The sequence below is a fragment of the Nocardia amikacinitolerans genome, assembly GCF_900215415.1.
Classification (GTDB): domain Bacteria; phylum Actinomycetota; class Actinomycetes; order Mycobacteriales; family Mycobacteriaceae; genus Nocardia; species Nocardia amikacinitolerans.
Genome location: NZ_OBEG01000003.1, coordinates 398,968 through 422,626, shown reverse-complemented (window position 1 = coordinate 422,626; position 23,659 = coordinate 398,968). Strand labels below are relative to the sequence as shown.

Below are 23,659 nucleotides of genomic sequence, written 5' to 3'. Positions count from 1 at the left end.
TGATCGCGTCATCGCGCGTGCCGGCTACGTCAGCAAAACCACAGCAGCCCACAGTAACTCACCCGCCCGGCCCCGAACCCGTTCCCGGACAGCGTCTTCCGCACCGCACCAACCCGGTGTCCGCACTCAACGTCGCACGCTTCGCAGGGCCTGTGCGGTCTGCGAAGCGTGCTGGAAGGGCTGCGAGGACCTGAACAGACCGGTCGCGCTGGGTTCAGCTTTCGGGCAGCTCCGGGATCCGAGTGGCGCGGGCGTAGACCGTCTCGCCCTCGGACAACCGCAGCGCCTCGGCGTCACCACGGGTGACCTGCGCGGCGAAGTGGTCGCCGGTGGCCGCGTTGCGCATCTCCACCCGCACCTCGAAGCCCAAATGCACGACCCGCTCGACGGTCGCGCGAGTGACGCCCGCCGATTCCGCGGTGCCCTCGTGCGCGGCGAGCGCCATGCTCGAGTCGCGGCCGACGCGAATGTCGTGCGGGCGCACCAGGTGTCCGTTCAGGCGCGCGACATCGCCGAGGAAGGACATGACGAACTCGTTGGACGGCCGGTCGTAGACGTCCTCGGGGGTGCCGATCTGTTCGATGCGGCCCTTGTTCATCACGGCGATGCGGTCGGCGACGTCGAGCGCCTCCTCTTGGTCGTGGGTCACCAGCACGGTCGTCACATGGACCTCCTCGTGCAGGCGGCGCAGCCAGGTGCGCAGATCGGCGCGGACCTTGGCGTCCAGCGCGCCGAACGGCTCGTCGAGCAGCAGCACCTGCGGGTCCACCGCGAGCGCGCGGGCCAGGGCCATGCGCTGGCGCTGGCCGCCGGACAGCTGCGCCGGGTAGCGGTGCTGGAAACCGTCCAAGCCGACGATGCCGAGCAGCTCGTCCACCCGCTTCGCGATCTCGGCCTTGGGGCGCTTGCGGATCTTCAGGCCGAAGGCCACGTTGTCGCGCACGGTCATGTGCTTGAACGCGGCGTAGTGCTGGAAGACGAAGCCGATGTCGCGCTTCTGCGGCGGCACCCGGGTGACGTCGTTGCCCGCGATGGTGACGACGCCGGAGTCCAGCGACTCCAGCCCGGCGATGGAGCGCAACAGCGTCGACTTGCCGGAACCGGACGGACCGAGCAGCGCGGTCAGCTCGCCGGACGGGATGTCGATGGTGACGTCGTCCAGCGCGGCGAAGCTGCCGTAGTTCTTTCGAGCGTTGGTCACGGTGATCATTTGGCGTCCCGCTTGCGTTCGAGAAGGGTCATGAGCAGAAGAACGACGAGGGCCATGCCCATCAGCAGAGTCGCGGCGCAGTAGGCGCCGAAGCTGTTGTGGTCGTTGATGTAGCGGCCGTGCACAAGCAGCGTCAGCGTCAGCGACTGGCCGGGCAGCGCCGAGGACACCATGATGACCGCGCCGAACTCGCCGAGCGCACGCGCGACGGTGAGCACGACGCCGTAGGTCAGGCCCCAGCGGATCGCGGGCAGCGTGATCCGCCAGAAAGTCTGCCACCGCGACGCGCCCAGGGTGGCCGCCGCCTGTTCCTGGTCGTCGCCGATCTCGTGCAGCACCGGCTCAACCTCGCGCACCACGAACGGCAGCGTCACGAAGATGGTGGCGATCACCATGCCGGGCAAGTTGAAGATCACCTTCAGGCCCAAGTCCTCGATACCGCCGAGCCAGCCGCCCGCGCCCCAGAACAGGATCAGCGCGACACCGACGACGACCGGCGAGACCGCGAACGGCAGGTCGACGATGCCCTGCACCAGATTGCGGCCGGGAAAGCGGCCGCGCACCAGCGCGATGGCGGTGACCACACCGAAGACCACGTTCACCGGCACCACGATCACCACGATGAGCAGCGACAGCTGGAAGGCCGAGATGGCCGCGGGCGTGGTGATCGACTCGATGAACGCGCCGATGCCGTTCTCGAAGGTGCGCCACAGAATGATGATCAGCGGAAGCAGCAGCAGGACGAACAGGTAGCCCAGTGCCACCGTCCGCAACGAGATGCGGGTCAGGGCGGACGGTTTCATCGGCTCGCCTGCTCCTTACGCGCGCTGCGGTCCGCGAGCAGACGCAGCACGAGCAGTGTCACGAACGAGATCGCCAGCAGCGCCACCGACACGGCCGCGGCGTTCACCGGCCGGTCGATCTCGATCTGCTTCTGGATGTACTGCGACGCCATCTCGGTCTTGCGCGGGATGGCGCCGCCGATCAGGACCACCGAGCCGTACTCGCCGATCGCGCGGGCGAAGGCGAGGCCGCCGCCGCTGATGATCGCGGGCGTCAGCGTCGGAAGGACGATCCTGCGAAACGTCGTCCAGTTGTCGGCGCCCAGCGAGAGCGCGGCCTGCTCGACCTCGCGGTCGGCCTCCATCAGCACCGGCTGCACCGAACGCACCACGAACGGCAGCGTGACGAACGCCAGCGCCACCACCAGACCGGGCTGGGTGGCGTTCAGGTGGATGTCGATCGGGCTCTGCGGGCCGTACAGCGACAGCAGCACGATGCTGGCGACGATGGTCGGCAGCGCGAACGGCAGGTCGATCAGCGCGTTGACGAAGCCCTTGCCGGGGAAGTCGTCACGCACCAGCACCCAGGCGATCAGGGTGCCCATCACCACGTTGATCAGCGCGACGACCACCGAGACGAAGACGGTGATGCGCAGCGAGTCGAGCGCGGCGGGCGCGGTGATCGCGTCCCAGAAGCCGGACCAGCCCTCCTCGAAGGAGGTCACGGTCAGCGCGGCGAGCGGCAGCAGCACGATGATGCTGAGCCACAGCACCGTGGTCGCGATGCCGAGCGGGCCGACCGACCCGCTCACCCGCAGCCACGACCAGGGCGAGCGCCCGGGACGTGCCGGTTTCTTGGTTACGCCGGGACCGGGGGCGGCCCCGGTCTCGGCGGTACTGCTGTCAGTCACAATCGTCCAGTATCCCGTGTGCTCTGGGTCACCCGGCTACTTGGTGGCGTTGTCGTAGATGACCGCGACGCTGCCCGAGTTGGGGGCGAACAATTCCTTGTCCACGGTCTTCCAGCCGCCGAGGTCGTCGATCGTCCACAACTTCTGCGGCGTCGGGAAGTCCTTGGCGAACTCACTGGCGACCTGCGGGTCGACCGGACGGAAACCGGCCTCGGCCCACGCCTTCTGACCGGCCGGGGTGAACAGGAAGTCGCGGAAGGCGACGGCCTTCTCCGGGTTCTTGCTGTTCTTCAGCACCGCGACCGGGTTCTCGATCTTGAAGGTGGTCGGCGGGATGATGTGCTCGATCGGGTCGCCCTTGCGCTCGGAGAAGATCGCCTCGTTCTCGTAGCTGAGCAGCACGTCACCGGTGCCCTGGAGGAATGTCTCGGTGGCTTCCCTGCCCGACTTCGGCTGCACCTTGATGTGCTCGGGGGAGATCAACTGGCTCAGGTAGTCCAGACCGGCCTGCGGGTTCTTGCCGCCGTCGGACTTCGCCGCGTAGGGCGCGAGCAGGTTCCACTTGGCCGAGCCGGAGCTGAACGGGTTGGGGGTGACCACCTCGACGCCCGGCTTCAGCAGGTCGTCCCAGTCCTTGATGCCCTTCGGGTTGCCGGGACGCACCACGATCGCGACCACGGAGCCGAACGGAATTCCCTTGTTGGCGTCGGCATTCCAGTTGGCGTCGACCAGGCCCGCGTCGACGAGGCGGGTGATGTCGGGCTCCACCGAGAAGTTCACCACGTCGGCCTCGGCGCCGTCCTTGACCTTGCGGGACTGGTCGCCCGAGGCGCCGTAGGACGGCTGGATCTGCACGCCCTTGCCCGCCTCGGTCTTGTTGAACTCGGGAACGACCTTGTCGAAACCGGGCTTCGGGACGGCGTAGGCGTACAGGTTCAGCTTGCCGCCGCTGCCGTCGGCTCCACCCCCGCCCGCGACGTCGCTGGCTCCGCCGCCGCAGGCGGTGAGCACGACCGCCGCCACCGCGGTGAGTGCGGCGGCGGCATAGCGTCGGCGCGAGGACAGCCAAGTGTTGCGAGACATCGGGGTGGGACCTTTCCTGCGGACCGCCACACGGATCGAAAGGAACCGTGGCGGTCGAGAATTCGTGTCGATCGGGTAGACCTGCCGCCGAATTACGCGGCAGTGGCGCGGCTACCGGCCGGGAACGGCCGACGGGAGGGTCGGGGACGTCTGCGAAAAATTGCACGCCAGTCTACGGGGCAGGGACGCGCGGACGTGCCCGGTCACCGATCAACGACAGAGAATGTCCGCGACCGCGAGATTGCCGACAGCGATCAACGCCAATTCATGGCGGACCTGCGGGACGGCACTCGAAGACACGGGCAGACTGTAGCAGAGCTCAGCGCACGAGTTCGAATCGTAGAGTTACTGAACAGAGGGGGGTTTCATCCCATGACGATCAGCCCGGATCGGGTCCGCACGCGGCTGCCCGGCATCAGCACCCGCGCGTGGGAGCATCCCGCCGACCGCACCGCCCTGGTGGCGCTGCGCTCGCTGGCGGGATTCGACACCGTCTTGCGGACCCTGTCCGGTTTGCTCCAAGAGCGCCAGCACCGGTTGCTCTACCTGGCCACCGCGGTGCGGGTCGACGAGCGCCAGTTCCGCACGCTGCACGACCTGCGCACCGACTGCGTGGAGATCCTGGACGCGCGCACCACGCCGGAGATGTTCGTGCTGCAGAGCCCGCACGTCAACGCCTTCACCATCGGCATGGACCGCCCGTTCATCGTGTTGACCACGGCGCTGATCGACCTGATGGACACCGAGGAGCTGCGCTTCGTGGTCGGCCACGAACTCGGGCACGCGCTGTCCGGCCACGCGGTGTACCGCACCATGCTCATGCACCTGCTTCGCCTCAGCGCGAGCGTCGGCTGGATGCCGGTCGGCGGCTGGGCGTTGCGCGCCATCGTGGCCGCGCTGATGGAGTGGAGCCGCAAGTCGGAGTTGTCCGGCGATCGGGCGGGACTGCTGTGCGGTCAGGACGTCGAGGCGTCGGTGCGGGTGCACATGAAGACCGCGGGCGGCGCGTGGGTGCGGGAGATGAACCACGGTGCGTTCCTGGCCCAGGCCGACGACTACGAGCGTTCCGGCGACCTGCGCGACGGCGTGCTCAAGCTGCTGAACCTGGAACTCCAGTCGCATCCGTTCTCGGTGCTGCGCGCCGCCGAACTGCGCCGCTGGATCCAGAGCGGCGAGTACAACCGCGTGCTGGCGGGCGACTACCCGCGCCGCGAGCACGACAGGAACGCCAGCATCAGCGCGGAGATCAAGGAGGCGGCGCGCGCCTACCGGCAGAACTTCGACCAGTCCGAGGATCCGCTCGTCCGCACGGTGCGCAACCTCGGCCGCGATGTGGGCGCGGCCGTCGGCACGGTCGGCCAAGAGGTCGGCGAGACCGTGTCCAAGATCGGCAAGCGGCTGGCCGACTGGCGCAACGGCGACGGACAGAACTGAGCGCCGGCCTGGTGGGCCTTTTCACGCCTCGCAGACCTGGACGACACAGCCGGACGCAATCCGCACATGGCCGGAGCGCAGACGGAGGTACGCCTGGACGACCTGCGAGGTGTCGAAAAACCTCGGAAGTGTCAGCGGGTGAAGAACCAAGCGACGACGACGAGCACGAGCAGGGCGAGCAGGGCCAGCTGGACCCGGGAGCGCGGCATCAACGCGCTCCGCTCTGCACGGGCCTGCGGTCGGCGGTCGGCTCCTCGACCAGGATCGGGGCGGGCTCGGCGAGCACCGCGGCGTCGGCGAGTTCGGCGACCCGGCTGTCGCGCCCGAGCAGCTGAAGCGTGGCGCGCAGCGCGCGATCGAGCAGGTACGCGATGGCGAAGCTCACCGGGACCATGCCCACGAGGACCACGAGGAACTGCGGGATGAACGGCAATCCCGCGACCCACAGCTCGAAACCGTCCCACCAACCTGCAACGCGATGCACGAATACCAGCCTACTGGCCCGAGCCGAGCAACCGACCGGCGCATTCGGTGGACGGCGGGCGCGCGTGGCACACATCATGGGGTATGGCGTCAACGGATGATCCGAGCATCGACGAGCCCGACGACCTTCCAGTGCTGAGTGCGCTGTCCCCGAGCAGGCACCGCGGCGCTCATCCGCCCATCGACGACTACGCCTTCCTCTCCGACTGCGAGACCAACTGCCTGGTCGCGAGCAACGGCGCGATCGAGTGGATGTGCGTGCCCCGCCCGGACTCCCCCAGCATCTTCGGCGCGATGCTCGATCGCAGCGCCGGGCACTTCCGGATCGGCCCGTACGGCGTCAACGTGCCCGCCGCGCGCCGCTACCTGCCCGGCGGCATGATCCTCGAGACCACCTGGCAGACCGAGACCGGCTGGCTCATCGTGCGCGACGCACTGGTGCTCGGCCCGTGGCACAACAACGATCAGCGCAGCAAGACCTACCGGCGCACCCCGATGGACTGGGACGCCGAGCACGTGCTGCTGCGCACGGTGAAATGCGTGAACGGCACCGCCGAGCTGGAGATGAGCTGCCAGCCTTCCTTCGACTACCACCGCGACACCGCACGCTGGGAGTACACCGGCAAGGTCTACGAAGAGGCCACCGCGGTGCGCACCATCGACCCGAGCGGCGGCCCGAGCCTGGTGCTCACCACCGATCTGCGCCTCGGACTCGAGGGGCGCGAAGCACGCGCGCGCACCAGGATGAAGGAAGGCGATCAGATCTTCGTCGCGCTCACCTGGTCGGATCTGCCCGCGCCAAGGACGTTCGAGGAAGCGGCGCAGAAGATGTGGGCCACCATCGAATGCTGGCGGCAGTGGATCACCCTCGGCAATTTCCCGGATCACCCGTGGCGCAACTACTTACAGCGCAGTGCGTTGACGCTCAAGGGCCTGACCTACGCGCCGACCGGAGCGCTGATGGCCGCCGCCACCACGTCGCTACCGGAAACCCCCGGCGGCGAACGCAATTGGGACTACCGCTACAGCTGGGTGCGCGACTCCAGTTTCGCGCTGTGGGGCCTGTACACGCTCGGACTGGACCGCGAGGCCGACGACTTCTTCTGCTTCCTCAACGACGCGACCACCGGTGCGCACGGCGAACCCGTCGAGCTGCAAGTGCTCTACGGCATCGGTGGCGAACGCGACATCGTCGAGTACGAACTGGACTACCTGAAGGGCTACGACGGCGCCCAGCCGGTCCGCATCGGCAATGCCGCCTTCAACCAGGACCAGCACGACATCTGGGGCACCATGCTCGACACGGTGTACCTGTATGTGAAGTCGCGCCAGCAGGTACCGGAAACGCTGTGGCCGCTGCTGGAGCGGCAGGTCAACGCCGCCATCGCGCACTGGCGCGAGCCCGACCGGGGCATTTGGGAGGTGCGCGGGGAACCGCAGCACTTCACGTCCTCGAAGGTGATGTGCTGGGTGGCGCTGGATCGCGGCGCCAAACTCGCCGAGATGCACGGCCAGTTCCAGCGCGCCACCGAGTGGTACGCGATCGCCGAGGAGATCAGGGACGACGTTCTCGCCAACGGTGTGACCAGCGGAGGCGTCTTCACCCAGACCTACGGCGGGAACACCTTGGACGCCTCGCTGCTGCTGGTGGTGCTGACCCGGTTCCTGCCGCCCGACGATCATCGCGTGCGGGCCACCGTGCTCGCCATCGCCGACCGGCTCACCGACAACGGTCTGGTGCTGCGCTATCGCACCGAGACCACCGACGACGGGCTGTCGGGCGAGGAGGGCACCTTCACGATCTGCTCGTTCTGGCTGGTCTCCGCGCTGGTCGAGATCGGCGAACTGCAGCGGGCCAGGCACCTGTGCGAGCGTCTGCTCGGCTTCGCCAGCCCGCTGCGCCTCTACGCCGAGGAGATCGACCCGCGCAGCGGACGGCATCTGGGCAACTATCCGCAGGCGTTCACCCATCTGGCGCTGATCAACGCGGTGACGCACGTGATCAGGGCCGAGGAGCGGCGCGAGGCGGGACAGTTCCAGCCCGCCCATACCCCGCCGATCGGCCCGGTCTGAGCGGCTCTACCCGCCCGAGAACGTCGGCGGACCGCGTCAGGCGGCGAGGGAATCGGCGCGGTCGCGGACGGCCCGCAGCCTGCCGAGACTGCTGTCGAGCTCGGCGATGCGGTCCTCGCGACGGTCGCCGTACTTGCCGTAGGCGTCCTCCGCGACGCGCAGCGCCTCGTCGGCCGTGCGCAACGCGTCCGTGGCGATGTCGGTGAAGTGGTCGCGCAGCGTTCGCTGCATGGCGCGCAACCGGTTTCGCGATTCCTTGCTCACCTGGAAGATCACGTCGTCCATCAGCCTGGCCACCGCGACCTTGGCCTCGGCACGGCGGCGCAGCTTGCGGTTCTTGCGGTCGTCCCAGATCGCGTTGACGCCGAGCAGCACGCCCGCGCCCGCCGAATACCAGTTCACCAGCGACATGCCGAGCAGGCTTGTGGCGAGACCGACCATCAGGATACCGCCGTAGGAACCCCGCAGGCCGGACAGAACCTGTTCGGTCACACCGCCTTTCGCGCTGTCCAGCGACTCCAGCGGGGCCACCTGCTCCAGCACCTCGCCCGGATTGGTCAGGCGTAGGTCGGGCAGCGGTGGGGTGCGGTTGTCGGCGGGGAACTTCGCGGCCACCTGCTCGCACAGCTCCACCGACCGGTAGTGCGCCATGACGAAGTTCTCCTCGACGGCCTCACAGATGCGCGCGTCGAGATCGGCGCCGAAATCCTTCCAGCCACGCGCCGGATCGGTCTGCGCGATCTCGGCCTCGGCGTCGCGCACCAGGCTGCGTAGCCGGTGACGTAGGTCGTGCTCGATATCGGCCATCAGCTCGGCGGCGCCGTCGGCAAGGGCGACCTGCCAGTTGGCGGTGCGCTGGCGCAGCTGATCGGCCTCGTCACGCGCCACCATCAGCTGCTCGGTGATCTGGGCGCGGCGGCGCGGATCGCGCAGCGCCTCGGCCTCGGTGTACAGGGTGACCGCGAGATGGTCGGCCACCAGCCGGATGTCGCGCAGCGCCGCGTCCCGCGCCACCGCGTCGGCGCGGGCCACCACGTAGTCGCGCAGGTGGTCGATCAGCTGCGGCACCCCGGACTCGATGTCGCGCTGGTAGTTGCCCGCCTGGCGGTGCAGCAGCGCGGAGACCGGCGCGACGGCGAAGCCGAGACCGGCCGCGTCGAGCAGATCGCGGTTGCGCTGCTGCACGTGCGACCACTGCGGGTGCACGTCGATCTTGTTGAGCACACAGATGACCGTCGGACAGAGCTGCTGCACCCGCTGCAGATACTCGAGCTGGGCCGGGGTCAGTTCGGCGGACGCCTCGGCGACGTAGAGCACCGCGTCGGCGGCCGCGATCATCGACCAGCGGGTGTGCTCGTCGCCGGAGCCGGGCGCGTCCATCAGGACGATGCCGTCGGCGAGCAACGAACTCGGCTCGGTGAATTCGGCCCGGATCACGCCGTGCGCGGCCAGCGCGGGGCCGGGATTCAGCGGGTCCACCGGCTGGCGCTCGGTGCGGCCCGACCCGGTCGACCTGACCAGCGTGGCGGTCGGCTCGGGGCCGTACTCCACGATCACCGGTGCGCTCAGCGCGGTCTCCGTCGCACTCACCTGCGCCCCGACCAAGCTGTTGACCAGCGTGCTCATGCCGCTCTTCGGATCGCCGACGACGACGAGACGGACCCGCGGGTCGCCGATCCTGGCGCGAACCATGCTCAGCCGACCGCCGAGGTCGTCGCGACCCGCGGAGCGAGCCATCTCCCGCAGTTCGTCAAGTACCCGGATGAGCGGTGCCATCGCGTCCGGGTGTTTCACCGTCGCGGACTCCAGTCCGGCTGCGGCAGACAAGCCTCCTCCTAACTCCTCGTTCTCGCGCTCGACGAATGCGGCGTGCGTGCGCCCGGACCGCTTATCCGGGTCAGACCAGTGTCACGTCCGGACCCGCGAGCGGGTGGTGTGTCTCGGTCATGGTGGTCCCCGGCAGCAGTCCCGCACCAAGTCCGCCGTGCTCGATCGGCATCTGCGCGACCACCTGGTGGTAGCTCGCGTGGTCGAGTTCGTCGCTGATCGGGCGCGTCTTCGGCGGCTCGACCAGTACCGGCGGCTTGACCGGCGTGACCGGCGTCGGCACGACGACCGACGGCGCGTCGACATCGACGGAAGGAACGGTAGGCGCCTGCGTCGGCGCGTCGTACGTCGGGGGCTGCGAAGGCACCGAAACCGTGGGGACGTCGGGGGTGCTGTGGCCGCCGGTCGGGTAGGTCGTTCCCGGGTTGGTCGTGCCGCCGGTGTCGGTTCCGGTGCCGCCCGTCCCTGTCCCGCCGCCGGTGTTGCCGCCCGTGGTCCCCGTGCTGCCGCCGGTCGTTCCGGTGCTTCCGCCGGTGGTCCCGGTGCTTCCGCCGGTGGTTCCGGTGCCGCCGCCCGGGGTGGTCACGTCGACGTCCGGCGTCGACGGCTTCGGGGTCACCGTGACGCCGGGCGTCTTGGTGATCACGTCGGTCCCGGTGCCCGGCGTCGGCACCACGGTCGCACCCGGGAGCTTGGTGACGCCCGGTTCCAGGGTCGGCACGGTGCCGGTGTCCGGCTTGGTCGGTGTCGGAACGCCCGGTGTCGGCACCGTGTCGGTGATCGTGGTCGGTGCGGTTGTTCCCGGGTAGGTGTCGGTCGGCTTCGGGAGGTCGGTCACCGGCGTCGCGCCGGTGGTCGGCCGCACCTGCTGATCGAACAGCGCGGGCACCGCGGCCGCGGGCGCGGTCAGCGGGGACGGACCCGCCGGCGTGCCGAAGACGTTCGCGATGGGCGTCGTCGCGGCCTCCGGCTGGATGGTGGTCTGCAGCGGCGTGGCCGCCACGGGAGCCGCGACGGCGGCGGGCGCGGCGACGGCCGCGGGCGCGGCCACCGCGGGAGCAACGGGCGCGGGCGCCGCGACATGAGCCACGGGCGCGACGGGAGCCGCGGCCACCGCCGGAGCAACCGGCTGGGGCGCCGCGAGTGCGGGAGCCGCGTGCGCGACCGGCGCGGGCGCGGGCGCGGCAGAAGTCGACAGACCGCTCGCGAGACCGGTGCCTCCGGCCGTCGCACCGGGCTGCTGCTGGTCGGCACCGCGCGCGGCGCCGCTCTCCGGGCGCGAACCCTCCAGCCAGTCCGAGAAGTTGTCGAGCTGGTCGCCGATGTTGGTGCCCGCCGCCGACTTCACGGTGAGTCCCGCGGACGCGTCGACCCGCAGATCGGTGGTCAGGTACACGCCTTCGGGGGTGACGCCGAAATCGACGTCCAGGTGGGTCCAGATCTCCGCGCTCGCGTCGACGCCCAGGTACACGCCGAAGTCCCCCGGCGCGGTCCCCACCCCGTCGAACATGTCGCCGGTGCGGAACAGGTTGTCGGCGGGCGAGGTGCTCGCACCGGCGGACGCGCTGTCGCTCGCCTCCTTGGCCGAGGGCACCTTCGGCATCGTGAACGGATTGGAACCCGGCGCGAGGAAGCCGTCACTACCCGGCATTCCGAAACCGTGCCCCGCCTGGCCGAGCCCATGTCCCGGCAGGCCGAAACCCTGTTGGTCCCACCACTCGTACGGCGACGCCGAACCGGGCGCGGACTCGGCGGGCGCGCTCGGGCTCTGGTTCCACTCCCCGTACTCCGGAGTCTCGGAGAACCCCTGCGTCGGGGCGAAGCCCTGGCCGGGGGCGCCCTGACTGTCCCACCAGTCGTACGGCGACTCGGTCTCCGTTTCGCCGGGGCGGTTGTCGGTCCAGTAGTCCTCGGAGGGCTTGGGCGCGGGCCCGAGGTCGAACCCGGGCGCCGACGGCAGGGGCGCGGTGACGGCGTTGGGTGGCCCCGCGGTGAACGGCAGCGCGGGCGGCAGCGCGTCGGGGTCCGGATCCGGGAAGGTGACCACCGGGCTCGGCACATCGGGATCCGGGTCCGTGGTGTGCGCCCAGCCCGCGTTCCAGCTGTCCAGCCGCTGCCCGTCCGGTTGGGCGGGAACCCCGCCGCCGTTGGAGGCGATCAGCGCGCCACCGGTCACGTACGCTCCGGCCCGCGCGACGCGCGCGACGCCGGTCGCCACACGGTACGCGGTGTCCCCCTCGGGCTCGCCAACCTCGGTGTCGTCGTCGAAAGGCAGGTCACGCGTCATGCAAGCTCCACATCTCGGGTTTCCAGCAATCCTCACCACACCGGGAAGACCGAGTGAAGATCACACAACAGTATTTCCGGAAAACCCAGTTGTCACATTCTCCAGGACAGCGGAGCGCATGACGGTGACGAGCACAACAACCTTGCCATCCTGCCAACCGGAACGGAAGCCCCCTTTTCCCGGGCACAGCGGACTGGACATCCAGTCGGCTCGTGCCCGAGAAACCCCTTACTTCTTGTCTTTTGGCTTGTCCGACTGTGCATCCGAGGAGAGCGCCGCGACGAAGGCTTCCTGGGGGACGTCCACGCGACCGATGGTCTTCATGCGCTTCTTGCCCTCCTTCTGCTTCTCCAGCAGCTTGCGCTTACGGCTGATGTCACCGCCGTAGCACTTGGCGAGCACGTCCTTGCGGATGGCCCGAATGTTCTCGCGGGCAATGATCTTCGAACCGATCGCCGCCTGGATCGGCACCTCGAACTGCTGACGCGGGATCAGCTCGCGCAGCTTGGTGGTCATCTTGTTGCCGTAGGCCTGGGCCGCGTCCTTGTGCACGATGGCGCTGAACGCGTCCACCGCCTCACCCTGCAGCAGGATGTCCACCTTCACCAGCGCGGCCTCCTGCTCGCCCGCCTCTTCGTAATCGAGGCTGGCGTAGCCGCGGGTGCGCGACTTCAGCGAGTCGAAGAAGTCGAAGATGATCTCCGCCATCGGCAGCATGTAGCGCATCTCGACGCGGGTCTCGGACAGGTAGTCCATGCCGAGCAGCTCACCGCGCCGCGACTGGCACAGCTCCATGATGGTGCCGATGAACTCGCTCGGCGCGATGACGGTGCACTTGGTGACCGGCTCGAAGGCTTGGCGCACCTTGCCTTCCGGCCAGTACGAGGGGTTGGTGACGATGTGCTCGCGCCCGTCTTCCATGACCACGCGGTAGATCACGTTGGGCGCGGTGGAGATCAGGTCCAAGCCGAACTCGCGCTGCAAGCGCTCGCGGGTGATCTCCATGTGCAGCAGACCGAGGAACCCGCAGCGGAAGCCGAAGCCAAGCGCCACCGAGGTCTCCGGGACGTAGGTCAGCGCGGCGTCGTTGAGCTGCAGCTTGTCCAGGGCGTCACGCAGGTCCGGGTAGTCCGAGCCGTCGACGGGGTACAAACCGGAGTAGACCATCGGCCGCGGTTCGCGATAGCCGGTCAGCGCCTCGGTCGCGCCCTCGCGCGCGGTGGTGACCGTGTCACCGACCTTGGACTGACGCACGTCCTTCACGCCGGTGATCAGATAACCCACCTCGCCGACGCCGAGGCCCTGGGTGGGCTTGGGCTCGGGCGAGACGATGCCGATCTCCAGCAGCTCATGGGTGGCGCCGGTGGACATCATCTTGATCTTCTGGCGCGGGGTCAGCTTGCCGTCGACCACACGCACGTAGGTGACCACGCCGCGGTAGGTGTCGTAGACCGAGTCGAAGATCAGGGCGCGCGCGGGCGCGTCGGCCTGGCCGACCGGAGGCGGTACCTGCTCGATCACCTTGTTCAGCAGCTCGGGAACGCCCACTCCGGTCTTGCCCGAGACGCGCAACACGTCCTCCGGCTCACAACCCACGATGTGGGCGAGCTCGGCGGCGTAGCGATCCGGATCGGCGGCGGGTAGGTCGATCTTGTTCAGCACCGGGATGATGGTCAGATCCCGTTCCATGGCCAGGTACAGGTTGGCCAAGGTCTGCGCCTCGATTCCCTGCGCGGCGTCGACCAGCAGGATCGCGCCCTCACAGGCCTCCAACGCACGCGACACCTCGTAGGTGAAGTCGACGTGGCCCGGGGTGTCGATGAGGTGCAGCACGTACTCGGTGTCGTCGACCTGCCACGGCAGCCGCACGTTCTGCGCCTTGATGGTGATGCCGCGTTCGCGCTCGATGTCCATCCGGTCCAGGTACTGGGCGCGCATCGCCCGCTCCTCGACCACACCGGTGAGCTGCAGCATCCGATCGGCCAGCGTCGACTTGCCGTGGTCGATGTGCGCGATGATGCAGAAGTTCCGGATCCGGGACGGATCGGTGAACGTCGTGTCGGCGAAGCTGGCGGGCACTCCACTCCTCAGCTGGGTATCGGCAAACTGCCTTCTATCGTCCCATGGGTCCGCAGAGGCGCGGTCCACTGGTCCGATGAGAAGTCGTCACCGCACCGTTATCCTCCAGTGATGGCCCGAAGTTGGAACTCTCTCGGCAAGCAGTTGAGCCTGATCGCGAAGGAGCAGGGTCCCAAGATCGTCCGGCAGCAGGGACCTCGACTGGTGGATCGGCTGGTCGGCTCGCTCGCGCAGCGCCGCAACGGGGGCGTCTCCGTGCGTCCCGTCGCGTCGACGCCGGTGCCCACCGCGCAGCGGGCCAGGCAGATCGTCTACTGCCCGCACCTGGACGGACGTGCCGATCCCGGCGAGATCGTGTGGACCTGGGTGCCCTACGAGGAGGACCCGAGCAACGGCAAGGACCGTCCGGTGCTCGTGGTCGGCCGCGATCGCCGCACCCTGCTCGGGCTGATGCTCTCGTCGAATCCCGAACGCGCACACGACCGCAACTGGATCGGCATCGGAAGCGGGAGCTGGGACCACGACGGCAGGCCGAGCTGGGTGCGCCTGGACCGGGTGCTCGACGTTCCCGAGGCGGGCATTCGCCGCGAGGGCGCCATCCTCGCCCGCAAGACCTTCGATCTGGTCGCCCATCGGCTCGTCGTCGAGTACCACTGGAGCTGACGAAGCGGCCCCGATGCCCGCACACGCCGGAATCGGGGCCACTCGTCCGATAGACCATCAGGCGTCCCGTCTCCGGGACGCAGAAGTCGAACTCAGCTGATCATTTCCCGGCTCCTGCCGTACAGCAGGCCGTAGATCAGCGCGCCGAGCACGCCGCCGATCAGCGGGAAGACGATGAACGCCCACACCTGCCCGGCCGCTCCCTCCTGATAGAACGCGACGCCGAGGCTGCGCGCGGGGTTCACCGAGGTGTTGTCCACCGGGATGGAGATCAGGTGGATCACCGCGAGGGTGACGCCGATGGACAGACCGGCCAGCGGCACGTCGGAGATCTGGTCGGTGGAGGCGAGCACCACGAAGACCAGCAGCGCGGTCAGCATCACCTCGATGATGATCATCGCGGCCATGCCGTAGCCGTTCTGTACGACGACCTCGCCGAGCGGCCCGGTCTTGGCCGACGGGCTGTGCGCGCCCCAGCCGTTGGCGCCGAGCCCGTCTACCCTGCGGTCGTAGGAGGGCAGATTCTTCGCGATCGCGAACAGCACGAGGCCTGCGATGAACGCGCCGATCAGCTGGGCGACCACGTAGACGCCCGCGCTGAGCGGGGTCAGCCTGCCCATGATGAGCTGGCCGAGGGTGACCGCCGGGTTGACGTGGCAGCCCGAGATCGGCCCGATCGCGTAGACCAGGAACATCAGCGTGAGACCGAAGGCGAGCGCCACCCCGAGCGCGCCGACCCGCTCACCGGCCAGCACCGCGGTGCCGACACCGCCCATCACCAGAACGAACGTGCCGAGCGCCTCGGCCGCCCATTTCTTCACGTCGGGAATCGGCCTTTCCTCGGCCAGTTCTTCGACGACTTCCTGCGCCGTGGGAGACATACAGAAACACCTTCCGCCATCTCGAGCTACCGGTAGACGAGGTATTGCCGCGAAATCAGACCATTCAAGATCAAACGGTGCTTGCAGTGGGGACGCTACGCCAGACGGCCTGTCTCTACAACGACTTCGCATCCGCGCGACTCGCAGGTCCTGGACGCTCGACGGGCGCTTCCGACCGGACAGCGCGAAGGGATGCCCCTTGGTTGCTCGGCCGTGGTCGTCGACGCACCCCCGCGGCCCGTTCGCGTTCGGTACCGTGAACCGACCCCCGACGCGGCGATTTCGTGTGCCGCGCGGCGGCTGGTACCCTCGATCTTCGGCGTCGCGATACCCGTTTACACCGGGCGTGTCGCACGCGCAAGACTTCTCAGTACATACCAATCAGCGACAGGAACACGAGGAAACAGGCGTGGCCAACATCAAGTCCCAGATGAAGCGGATCCGTACCAACGAGGCGGCGCGCAAGCGCAACCAGTCGGTCAAGTCCGCGCTGCGCACCGCGATCCGCAGCTTCCGGGAAGCCGCTGCCGCCGGTGACAAGGAGCAGGCCGGCGAGCGTCTCCAGTTCGCAAGCCGCAAGCTGGACAAGGCCGCCTCGAAGGGCGTCATCCACGCCAACCAGGCCGCCAACAAGAAGTCGGCGCTCGCGCTGGCCTACAACAAGCTCGGCTGATTCGCCGGTTCCCGGTATCCGGGACCGATTCTTCTGACGCCAGCCGCCGCGGCCTCGACGACCACGGCGGCTTTTGTCGTGTCCGCTTCGAATCCGAGCTTCGTCGACGAGTTCACCGGACCGTAGCCGAGATGTCGGTGTCGGGGGCTACGATTCCGCGCATGGTAACCGTGTACGCGAATCAGACCGTGGTCAGAGGCGAGGACCTGCCGGAGGTCATCCGCGCCGCCGAGGTGCTCGGGCTCGGCCTGAAGATCGAGAACGTCATGGTCCCCGACGACGACGGTGGTTACTCGCTGGAGTGGATCGTGACCCGGGAAGACGAAGTTCCCGTGTACGACGAATGGGAAGGCCGATTCGAGGAGTCGGACGAGGACGACGAAGAGCTGCTGCTCAGCTCGGCGGACTGAGCGTTCGTCCGTACGGACGACGCTCGAGTTCTCTTCGTTTCCACAGGCTCAGCTCGGCGGGCTCAGTTCCGCCGCGCGCGGCTTCCTCGCCGCGATTCCGGCCGCCAGGCGGTTCAGCGCCCCCTGCGAGTCGGCGTCGGCGGCCCGATAGATGATGATCCGCTGGTCGGGATCCTGCACGGGCATCAGCACCTCGTAGGTGACGACCAGCGGCCCGACCTCGGGATGACACAGCGGCTTGTTCCCGCGTCCCTGCACCTTCACGTCGTGCCGGTCCCAGGCGCGCGCGAACTCCTCGCTGAGCGCCGTGAACTCGCCGATCAGGTCGGCCAGTCGCTGGTCCTCGGGATGCGCCGCCCATGCCGCGCGCAGGTCCGCGACGCCCTCCCGGATGACGCGCTCGCGCTCCGCGAAGAACTCGTGCAGCGCCGGATCCAGCAGGCACAGCCACATGGAATTGCGCCGGTGTTCCGGTAGTGCTTCGAAATCCGTGATGAGACAGGCCATTTCGCGATTCCAGGCCAGGATGTCGTAGCGGTGGTCGACCAGCATGGCGGGCAGCGGGGACAGCTGCTCGACCAGCATGGTCAGCGCAGGAGCGGGCACGGTGGCCGGGGCGCCGTTGTCGGGCATCCGCTGCCTGGCCAGGTCGAACAGGTAGGCGCGTTCGTCGGCGTTCAACCGCAATGCCCGCGACAGCGCCTCGACGACCTCGGCGGACGGGCGCAGTCCGCGACCTTGTTCCAGCCGGACGATGTAGTCGGTGCTGACACCGGCCAGCTCGGCCACCTCCTCGCGGCGCAACCCCGGCGTGCGGCGAACCTGCCGACGCACCGGCAAGCCCACGTCGTCGGGGTGCAAGCGCGCGCGGCGGCTGCGCAAGAAAGCTGCAAGTTCCTGGGTCGCGTTCACGGTGCGGGTCATCGTCTTCGATGGTACGGCCAGGGTGGGACTGGCCTTCCCAGGAAATTCCTTCCCTTACCGCGGCATTCGGCCCGCTCCAGACTGTGTTTCGACGACAACGAAGCATCACGACAGGAGCGATCATGTCCGCAACACGGACCCTCGACACCTACCGCCTGCTCGGCCGCTCGGGCCTGCGGGTGTCCCCGCTCTCGCTGGGCACCATGACTTTCGGCGCCGACTGGGGCTGGGGCGCGGACCGGGACGAGGCCCGCAAGATCTTCGACACCTACGTCGACCGCGGCGGCAACTTCATCGACACCGCCAACCAGTACACCGACGGCACCTCCGAACGGCTGCTCGGCGAGTTCACCGCGGACAACCGCGAGAGCCTGGTGCTCGCAACGAAGTACACCATGCTACGCAGGCCGGGCGACCCCAACTCCGGCGGCAATCACCGCAAGAGCATGTTCGCCTCGGTGGAAGCCAGCCTGCGGCGGCTGAACACCGACTACATCGACCTGCTCTACCTACACGCCTGGGACTTCCTGACCCCGGTCGAGGAGATCCTGCGCGGCATGGACGACCTTGTCCGCTCCGGCAAGGTGCTCTACGTCGGCATCTCCGACGCGCCCGCCTGGCAGATCTCCCGCATGCAGACCATCGCCGACCTGCGCGGCTGGTCGCCGCTGATCGCGTTGCAGATCGAGTACAACCTCATCGAGCGGACCGTGGAGCGCGATCTCATCCCGATGGCGCGAGAGCTGGGTCTCGGCGTCATCCCGTGGTCGCCGCTGGGCAGCGGCGTGCTCACCGGCAAGTACCGGCGCGCTGACCTGGGCGAGCAGGTCGAGGCGTCCCCCGCGGGCACCCGCAAGAACGTGGCCGCCGCAGGCGGCGCGCTCACCGAACGCGGCCTCGCCATCGCCGACGTGGTGAAAGAGGTCGCGGCGCAGCTCGGAAGGACACCGTCCCAGGTAGCCATCGCCTGGACGCTGCGCAACCCGGGCGTCACCTCGCCGATCGTCGGTGCGCGCACGGCCGCGCAACTGGAGGACAACCTCGGCGCGCTCGACATCGAGTTCGACGCGGAGCAGATCGACCGCCTGGGGCGCGCCACGGCCGTCGACCTCGGCTTTCCGCACGAGTTCCTGGCCCGGCCGATGGTCAGGAGCGTCACCTTCGGTGATGTGAAGATCGAGGAGCGGGTCTGAGGGTCTCCTTTCGCGCCGCGATGCGTTCCGGTCGGCCGCGGCGGGCCGGACCGGCGGTAGCGAGAACTCCTGCGGCGGTGGCTAATTCACGCAGGGGATGTCGTCGCCGCTGATCGTGGCATCGAGTGGTTTGCCGACGTCCGGCGTCGAGGTCGGAGCCTGGGTGGTCGGGGTGAGCCTGGTGGTCGGCGGGGCCGTGCCGGTTGTCGATGCGCCGGTCAGGGCCGGGGGCATGGTGAAGTCCGAGCCGAGGACGACCCTGATGCGGCCCTCGGGCACGGTCACGGACTCGATGGCGGGGAGGCCGAGGGTGTCGGCGAGACGGGCGGCTTCGGTCTCGTCGCCAGGGCCGTAGTACACGGCCGAGGTCCAGCCGTCCGAGGAGGCGGCGTGGCCGACCGTCCCCTTGCGGTAGCCGCGGCCCGCCAGCGCGGTGGAAACCCTTGCGGTGTAACCGTCTTCGCTTCCGGCGTCGAACACGTCGACCGTGCTGGACGGCCGCTGCGGCGTGGTCGGCTCGGGCTCGCCGAAGGCGCGGCGCACCTCGCGGCGGATGGCAACCGGGTCGATGATGTTCACGTCCTGCCCGTTGATCACGTCGTAGCGCAGCACCGGCAGGGTGCGGAACTCGACGCTGGGGCTGGCGGCGGAGCCGACGGTGCGCAGGAAGTCGACGAGGTTCCAGCCGTCGGACAGCACGATGTTGCGGTGCGCGACGTCCATCAGAGCCGAGAGCTTGCCGACGTCGGTGAACGTCCCCGCGTTGCGCAGCTCCTTGGCGACCGAGGTGAGGAACGCCTGCTGGCGATGGGTGCGGTCCAGATCGCCGTTCTCCAGCCCGTGACGTTGCCGGACGAAGGCCAGCGACTGAGCAGGATCCAAGCGCTGACGACCGGCGGGGAAATCGGCGCCGGAGTATTCGAGATCTTGGACCGGCTTGCGCAGACACACGTCGACGCCGTTGAGCGCCTTGGCCAGATCGTAGAAACCGGCGAGGGTGATTTCGGCGAACCGGTCGATCGGGACACCGGTCAGATTGCGCACGGCCTGCACGATGGCGGCGCGGCCCGCCTCCCGGCCCGCGCGTTCCAGCTTCGCTCGATCGGTCACGCCCCTGGCCTCCAGTCGCTCCTGCACCACCGCCTTCTTCAGCCCGTACGCCTCCTTGATCTTCATGTGGGTGTAGCCCGGGATGCCGGAGACCGCCACGTAGTTGTCGCGCGGGATGGAGACTGCGGTGATCTTCTTCAGGTCGGCGGGGATGTGCACCAGGATCAGCGTGTTGGCGTTGTAGCCGCCCTGATCGCTGTCGCCCGCGTGCAGCTGATCGAGAACTTCTTGCGGGAGGTCGTTGCCGTTCTGGTCTTTCCGGGTATCGAGGCCGATCAGCAGGATGTTCAGCGCGCCGTCCAGCGATCGCGGCGCGTCGTCACCCAGCGCGTGGGAGCGGCCGAAGCCGTCGTCGAAGCCGTTCTCGGCGGTCCAGCCCGCCGCGGTGCCCGCGAGGACGAGCGCCGACAGTCCGCCAGCGACCACCTTCGCCACGGTGCGGCCGATGTCGCGGCGCGGCGTCGGTAGCCGGTGCGCGCCACCGATCGCACGACGTCGTCCGGAGCGTCCGGAAACATCGGTGCGGGGAACTCGCGCGGTTGGCTCGTCCACCCAATCCAGTTTGACACGGATCGGGCAACTAGCTATTTGCCTGGAATGGGTCCAGTCATGATCAGCCCGCGCCGTGCAGGTCGAGAATGCTCATGAGAGCGTGCTCCAGGGCGTAGCTGGAGTCCGCCGCGCCGCCCTTCACGTCGGCGTTCAAGGTCGCGACCACTTGCATGGCCGAGCCGATGGTGGCCGGGGTCCAGCCGCGCGCCTGGGCCTGCGCCTTCTTCACCTTCCACGGCGGCATGCCCAACTGCTGGGCGAGCTTGAACGGGTCGCCGCGCCCCGCCGAACCGACCCGCGCGATGGTGTGCACCGAATCCGCCAGCGCGTCGGCGAGCAGCACGTGCGGAACACCGCGGTCGTTCGCCCACCGCAGCGCCTCCATCGCGCCGGGCCGGTCACCCGCGACGGCGAGCTCCGCCACGTCGAACCCCGACACCTCCGCCTTGCCCGAGTAGTACTGCCGCACCGCGGCGACATCGATCTTGCCGCCGGTGTCGGCCGCCAATTGCGAACAGGCGGCGGCCAATTCGCGCAGATCCGAGCCGACCGCCTCCAACACCACCTGCACGACGTCCCCCGCGACCCGCACCCCCGCGGCACGGAACTCGCCGCGCACGAACTCCACCCGCTCGGCGGCCTTGGTCAGCTTCGCACAGTTGTGCACCGTCGCCCCGGCCTTCTGCAACGCGGGCGCCAGCGCCTTGGCCCGTCCCCCACCCGAGTGCAGCACCACCAGCACCACACCGTCGGGCGGATCCGCGGCGGCCTCCGTGATCACCGCGACGGCGTCCTTCCCCGCCTCCGCCGCCGACTCCAGAACGATCACCCGGTCCTCCGCGAACAGCGACGGACTCAACAGCTCCGCCAACTCCGCAGTACTCGCGTCCCCCGCCCGCATCCGATCCACCGGCACCGCCTCCGGATCCGGCGCCCCCGCCCTGACCTGCGCGGTAATCCCCGCCACCGCGCGCTCGATCAACAACTCTTCCTCCCCGAGGACGAGATGCACCGCCGCGGTCCGTTCGCTCACGCCTGCGCCTCGCTAGCGCTCAGCTCCGGCGTGCGCGAAGCGCGCTGAGTCATGGTTCGCTCACTCCGTTCGCTCACGCGCCCGATCCTACGTCCCTCCACCGACACCCCCGCCCACGTGCTGATCTGATACTGTTTTCGACAGGAGCGGGACTTGGTCCTACCGGTTCGCAACCGGACGTTCCACAGAAGCGTGGAGATTCGGGGTTCACATCCCGATCGGTTCGGCTCGCCGAACCGATAGCTCAAGCAGTAGAGCCCCGCTTTGTTATCTCCGAAATGGCGGGCACCTTCGAAGGTGCCCGCCATTTTTAGCGCAGACTGATTTCCGACTGGAGTTCTGCGTCGGTCAGTTTCAGCACCCCGTAGTGATGTCGAGCCACTCCCCGCGCCTTACGCAGGGCCTGGTTCCGATCCTTGACCAACGACGGATGCTGACCCGCAACCTCGTCGACTACCAGCTTTGCCCAGCAGCTGCGCGGCAGCGCCAGCTGTAAGCCGAGATTGGTTTCGCGGTCGAGCCGCTTGGTGAAAGCCAACGCCGCAAGCATCTCTCCGTGACCGAGCAGGAGGCGGTCGCCCAGCCGAAGATGCCGCGGGTTTCGAACGGCGACCGCTTCCCAGCCCAGCTCCTGCGCGGGCGTCCAGGACTTCAGCTGGTCGTATAGGGGTTGACTCAGCAGCCCTCCGTTGTGGATGACGCAATTGCGCATCAGCCGTAACGTGTCGATGTAGGCGATAAGGTCGGCCGAATACTTGTAGCCCGTGGTGATTTCGATGATTCCGTGCAGGTCTACGAGGTTGGCCTTCACATCCTTCGCCCGGCACAATCCTTCCCCTGCGAGCAACCGTACACACGTCCGCAAATAGTCTTCGTGCAGGGCGAGGACGTAGGGCACGCCCATCATGCCCAAGTGTGGGTCGGCGGCGAGAAGGATTTCGGTAGCCTGCGCGGTTCTCAGGTTGAAACGCTTGATGTGCTCGACACCCGGGAACACCTGCGGCAGTAGGTGATCCGAGCCCTCGGTCAGCTTCAGGAGGTGGGCGGCCAGCTGGGCACCGGCCAGCAGCGCCATCATCGCATTGTTCGCATCGATCTTGCGAGCCTCGTACTCGCGGTACTCGCGAAAACGAGCGATATCCGCTCTCCTGGGACCAACCGACGCCACCGGACCTCCTGATGCCTTGGCAGGGCGCAGATTACGAGTGCGACCACGCAGTTCTACGGAATCCAATCGAGCCGATGCAAATCGGATACCGCCCGCTGAACCGCGGCATCCGGACGGCGATGGGAGGAAGCGGCCGACCGAGTGCCCTAGCCGAATACAGCCGCCGTGGACGATTCGGCATCAACCCGGGCGGCGGGTGAGGATGTGCAGGTGGGGTGGGGTGCCGGTGATGAGGATGTCGCCGTGGTGGTCGGTGCGGGCGATGGTGGTGCCGAGGGCGTGGAGGGTGGTGAGGATTTTGGGGTGGGGGTGGCCGAAGGTGTTGTTCGCGCCGGAGCTGATGATGGCTAGGCGGGGGTGGACGGCGGTGAGGAATTCTTTTGTGGTGGTTTGGGATCCGTGGTGGGGGACTTTCAGGATGTCGGCGCGCAAGGCGGGTGGGTTGCGGAGTAGGCGGAGTTGGGCTGGGGCCTCGATGTCGCCGGTGAGGAGGATTCGACCGGCGGGGGTGGTGGCGGTGAGGACGAGGGAGCGGTCGTTGGGTTCGTCGGCGGGTTGTCTTGGGCGGGGGTGCGTGGCGGAGGGTGAGAGGACCGTCAGTTCGACTGGGCCGAACTGCATTACATGGCCGGCGGACAGTTCGAGTATCGGGATTTCGGCCCGGGCCGCGATCTCGGCGATCTGCGCGACGCTGGTAATGGGTGTTCGGTCGTCGGGAGCAGGCGGGCGCTGAGTCGCAGGGCCGGAGCCGATATCGCCGCCACCCGGCGCCGCCTCGGTACGACGGGTGGCACCACCGCCGACTTCGTCACCTCGCAGCACTGCCTCGGCATAGAGGGAGGCGGGGCCGCCGACTTCGCCGCCAGCCAGCGCCGCCTCGACA

Annotated in this window: 21 protein-coding genes; 6 read left to right on the top strand and 15 right to left on the bottom strand. The window is 68.4% G+C overall.

Annotation, left to right across the window (positions count from 1 at the left end):
- Nucleotides 1–214: 214 nt before the first annotated feature.
- The 5 genes from CRP45_RS16185 to CRP45_RS35125 form a co-directional block, all read right to left on the bottom strand.
- Nucleotides 215–1,210, bottom strand: a complete 996-nt coding sequence (locus CRP45_RS16185; RefSeq protein WP_097245757.1) for a sulfate/molybdate ABC transporter ATP-binding protein — start codon at nt 1,208–1,210, stop codon at nt 215–217.
- A complete protein-coding gene (gene cysW / locus CRP45_RS16180; protein ID WP_097245756.1) occupies nt 1,207–2,013 on the bottom strand; it encodes a sulfate ABC transporter permease subunit CysW in 807 nt (268 codons plus the stop codon). Before cysW ends, CRP45_RS16185 begins: the two co-directional genes overlap by 4 nt.
- The gene (gene cysT, locus CRP45_RS16175) at nt 2,010–2,903 is read right to left on the bottom strand and encodes a sulfate ABC transporter permease subunit CysT (protein ID WP_097245755.1); all 894 of its coding nucleotides are present in this window, start codon (nt 2,901–2,903) and stop codon (nt 2,010–2,012) included. Before cysT ends, cysW begins: the two co-directional genes overlap by 4 nt.
- Before the next feature lie 36 nt (nt 2,904–2,939).
- A complete protein-coding gene (locus tag CRP45_RS16170) occupies nt 2,940–3,986 on the bottom strand; it encodes a sulfate ABC transporter substrate-binding protein (protein WP_097245754.1) in 1,047 nt (348 codons plus the stop codon).
- A gap of 210 nt (nt 3,987–4,196) precedes the next feature.
- Nucleotides 4,197–4,286, bottom strand: a complete 90-nt coding sequence (locus CRP45_RS35125) for an Ms4533A family Cys-rich leader peptide (RefSeq protein WP_309546086.1) — start codon at nt 4,284–4,286, stop codon at nt 4,197–4,199.
- A 72-nt stretch (nt 4,287–4,358) separates the two neighbouring features.
- On the opposite strand from CRP45_RS35125, the gene CRP45_RS16165 reads away from it, so the two are divergent.
- Entirely contained in the window at nt 4,359–5,420 is a 1,062-nt protein-coding gene (locus tag CRP45_RS16165; protein ID WP_097245753.1) for a M48 family metallopeptidase, read from the top strand.
- Between the two features lie 208 nt (nt 5,421–5,628).
- On the opposite strand, the gene CRP45_RS16160 is transcribed toward CRP45_RS16165, so the two are convergent.
- Entirely contained in the window at nt 5,629–5,904 is a 276-nt protein-coding gene (locus CRP45_RS16160) for a hypothetical protein (protein ID WP_097245752.1), read from the bottom strand.
- An 83-nt stretch (nt 5,905–5,987) separates the two neighbouring features.
- Between CRP45_RS16160 and CRP45_RS16155 the strand changes: the two genes are divergently transcribed.
- A complete protein-coding gene (locus tag CRP45_RS16155; protein WP_097245751.1) occupies nt 5,988–7,976 on the top strand; it encodes a glycoside hydrolase family 15 protein in 1,989 nt (662 codons plus the stop codon).
- 36 nt (nt 7,977–8,012) lie between these two features.
- Here CRP45_RS16155 and CRP45_RS16150 read toward each other — a convergent pair whose 3' ends face one another.
- The 3 genes from CRP45_RS16150 to lepA form a co-directional block, all read right to left on the bottom strand.
- Entirely contained in the window at nt 8,013–9,803 is a 1,791-nt protein-coding gene (locus CRP45_RS16150) for a dynamin family protein (RefSeq protein ID WP_097245750.1), read from the bottom strand.
- Nucleotides 9,804–9,873: 70 nt separating this feature from the next.
- Nucleotides 9,874–12,090: a hypothetical protein gene (locus CRP45_RS33865; protein WP_179830892.1), complete on the bottom strand. Its 2,217-nt coding sequence runs from the start codon at nt 12,088–12,090 to the stop codon at nt 9,874–9,876.
- A gap of 228 nt (nt 12,091–12,318) precedes the next feature.
- Nucleotides 12,319–14,169 (bottom strand): translation elongation factor 4, encoded by a 1,851-nt coding sequence (gene lepA / locus CRP45_RS16130; protein ID WP_067787284.1) that lies wholly within the window; start codon nt 14,167–14,169, stop codon nt 12,319–12,321.
- A gap of 111 nt (nt 14,170–14,280) precedes the next feature.
- On the opposite strand from lepA, the gene CRP45_RS16125 reads away from it, so the two are divergent.
- Nucleotides 14,281–14,832, top strand: coding sequence for a type II toxin-antitoxin system PemK/MazF family toxin (locus tag CRP45_RS16125; RefSeq protein ID WP_097245746.1), 552 nt, complete (start codon nt 14,281–14,283; stop codon nt 14,830–14,832).
- A 92-nt stretch (nt 14,833–14,924) separates the two neighbouring features.
- Here the strand turns inward: CRP45_RS16125 and CRP45_RS16120 are convergent, their stop codons facing one another.
- Nucleotides 14,925–15,713: an aquaporin gene (locus CRP45_RS16120; RefSeq protein WP_097245745.1), complete on the bottom strand. Its 789-nt coding sequence runs from the start codon at nt 15,711–15,713 to the stop codon at nt 14,925–14,927.
- A gap of 409 nt (nt 15,714–16,122) precedes the next feature.
- On the opposite strand from CRP45_RS16120, the gene rpsT reads away from it, so the two are divergent.
- Nucleotides 16,123–16,386, top strand: coding sequence for a 30S ribosomal protein S20 (rpsT, locus tag CRP45_RS16115; RefSeq protein ID WP_067787340.1), 264 nt, complete (start codon nt 16,123–16,125; stop codon nt 16,384–16,386).
- A gap of 161 nt (nt 16,387–16,547) precedes the next feature.
- Nucleotides 16,548–16,796 (top strand): hypothetical protein, encoded by a 249-nt coding sequence (locus CRP45_RS16110; protein WP_067787289.1) that lies wholly within the window; start codon nt 16,548–16,550, stop codon nt 16,794–16,796.
- A gap of 48 nt (nt 16,797–16,844) precedes the next feature.
- Here the strand turns inward: CRP45_RS16110 and CRP45_RS16105 are convergent, their stop codons facing one another.
- Nucleotides 16,845–17,720, bottom strand: coding sequence for a helix-turn-helix domain-containing protein (locus tag CRP45_RS16105; RefSeq protein ID WP_097245744.1), 876 nt, complete (start codon nt 17,718–17,720; stop codon nt 16,845–16,847).
- Between the two features lie 122 nt (nt 17,721–17,842).
- Between CRP45_RS16105 and CRP45_RS16100 the strand changes: the two genes are divergently transcribed.
- A complete protein-coding gene (locus tag CRP45_RS16100) occupies nt 17,843–18,913 on the top strand; it encodes an aldo/keto reductase (protein ID WP_097245743.1) in 1,071 nt (356 codons plus the stop codon).
- A gap of 81 nt (nt 18,914–18,994) precedes the next feature.
- Here the strand turns inward: CRP45_RS16100 and CRP45_RS16095 are convergent, their stop codons facing one another.
- The 4 genes from CRP45_RS16095 to CRP45_RS33860 all read right to left on the bottom strand — a co-directional run.
- Nucleotides 18,995–20,509, bottom strand: a complete 1,515-nt coding sequence (locus CRP45_RS16095; protein WP_245910210.1) for an LCP family protein — start codon at nt 20,507–20,509, stop codon at nt 18,995–18,997.
- A 127-nt stretch (nt 20,510–20,636) separates the two neighbouring features.
- Nucleotides 20,637–21,608 (bottom strand): DNA polymerase III subunit delta, encoded by a 972-nt coding sequence (gene holA, locus CRP45_RS16090; protein ID WP_097245741.1) that lies wholly within the window; start codon nt 21,606–21,608, stop codon nt 20,637–20,639.
- A 310-nt stretch (nt 21,609–21,918) separates the two neighbouring features.
- Nucleotides 21,919–22,776 carry a hypothetical protein gene (locus CRP45_RS16085; protein WP_143861448.1) on the bottom strand — a complete coding sequence of 286 codons (858 nt, stop codon included), beginning with the start codon at nt 22,774–22,776 and terminating at the stop codon, nt 21,919–21,921.
- Nucleotides 22,777–22,956: 180 nt separating this feature from the next.
- The coding region (locus CRP45_RS33860) for a ComEC/Rec2 family competence protein (RefSeq protein ID WP_425436939.1) at nt 22,957–23,659 on the bottom strand (703 nt) is incomplete at its 5' end.

Coding starts and splice junctions, on each gene's coding strand:
- CRP45_RS16165 (WP_097245753.1), top strand. CDS start 4,359: ATGACGATCAGCCCGGATCGGGTCCGCACGCGGCTGCCCGGCATCAGC.
- CRP45_RS33865 (WP_179830892.1), bottom strand. CDS start 12,090: ATGACGCGTGACCTGCCTTTCGACGACGACACCGAGGTTGGCGAGCCC.
- CRP45_RS16155 (WP_097245751.1), top strand. CDS start 5,988: ATGGCGTCAACGGATGATCCGAGCATCGACGAGCCCGACGACCTTCCA.
- CRP45_RS16185 (WP_097245757.1), bottom strand. CDS start 1,210: ATGATCACCGTGACCAACGCTCGAAAGAACTACGGCAGCTTCGCCGCG.
- cysW (WP_097245756.1), bottom strand. CDS start 2,013: ATGAAACCGTCCGCCCTGACCCGCATCTCGTTGCGGACGGTGGCACTG.
- CRP45_RS16100 (WP_097245743.1), top strand. CDS start 17,843: ATGTCCGCAACACGGACCCTCGACACCTACCGCCTGCTCGGCCGCTCG.
- CRP45_RS16120 (WP_097245745.1), bottom strand. CDS start 15,713: ATGTCTCCCACGGCGCAGGAAGTCGTCGAAGAACTGGCCGAGGAAAGG.
- CRP45_RS16170 (WP_097245754.1), bottom strand. CDS start 3,986: ATGTCTCGCAACACTTGGCTGTCCTCGCGCCGACGCTATGCCGCCGCC.
- CRP45_RS16105 (WP_097245744.1), bottom strand. CDS start 17,720: ATGACCCGCACCGTGAACGCGACCCAGGAACTTGCAGCTTTCTTGCGC.
- CRP45_RS16110 (WP_067787289.1), top strand. CDS start 16,548: ATGGTAACCGTGTACGCGAATCAGACCGTGGTCAGAGGCGAGGACCTG.
- CRP45_RS16125 (WP_097245746.1), top strand. CDS start 14,281: ATGGCCCGAAGTTGGAACTCTCTCGGCAAGCAGTTGAGCCTGATCGCG.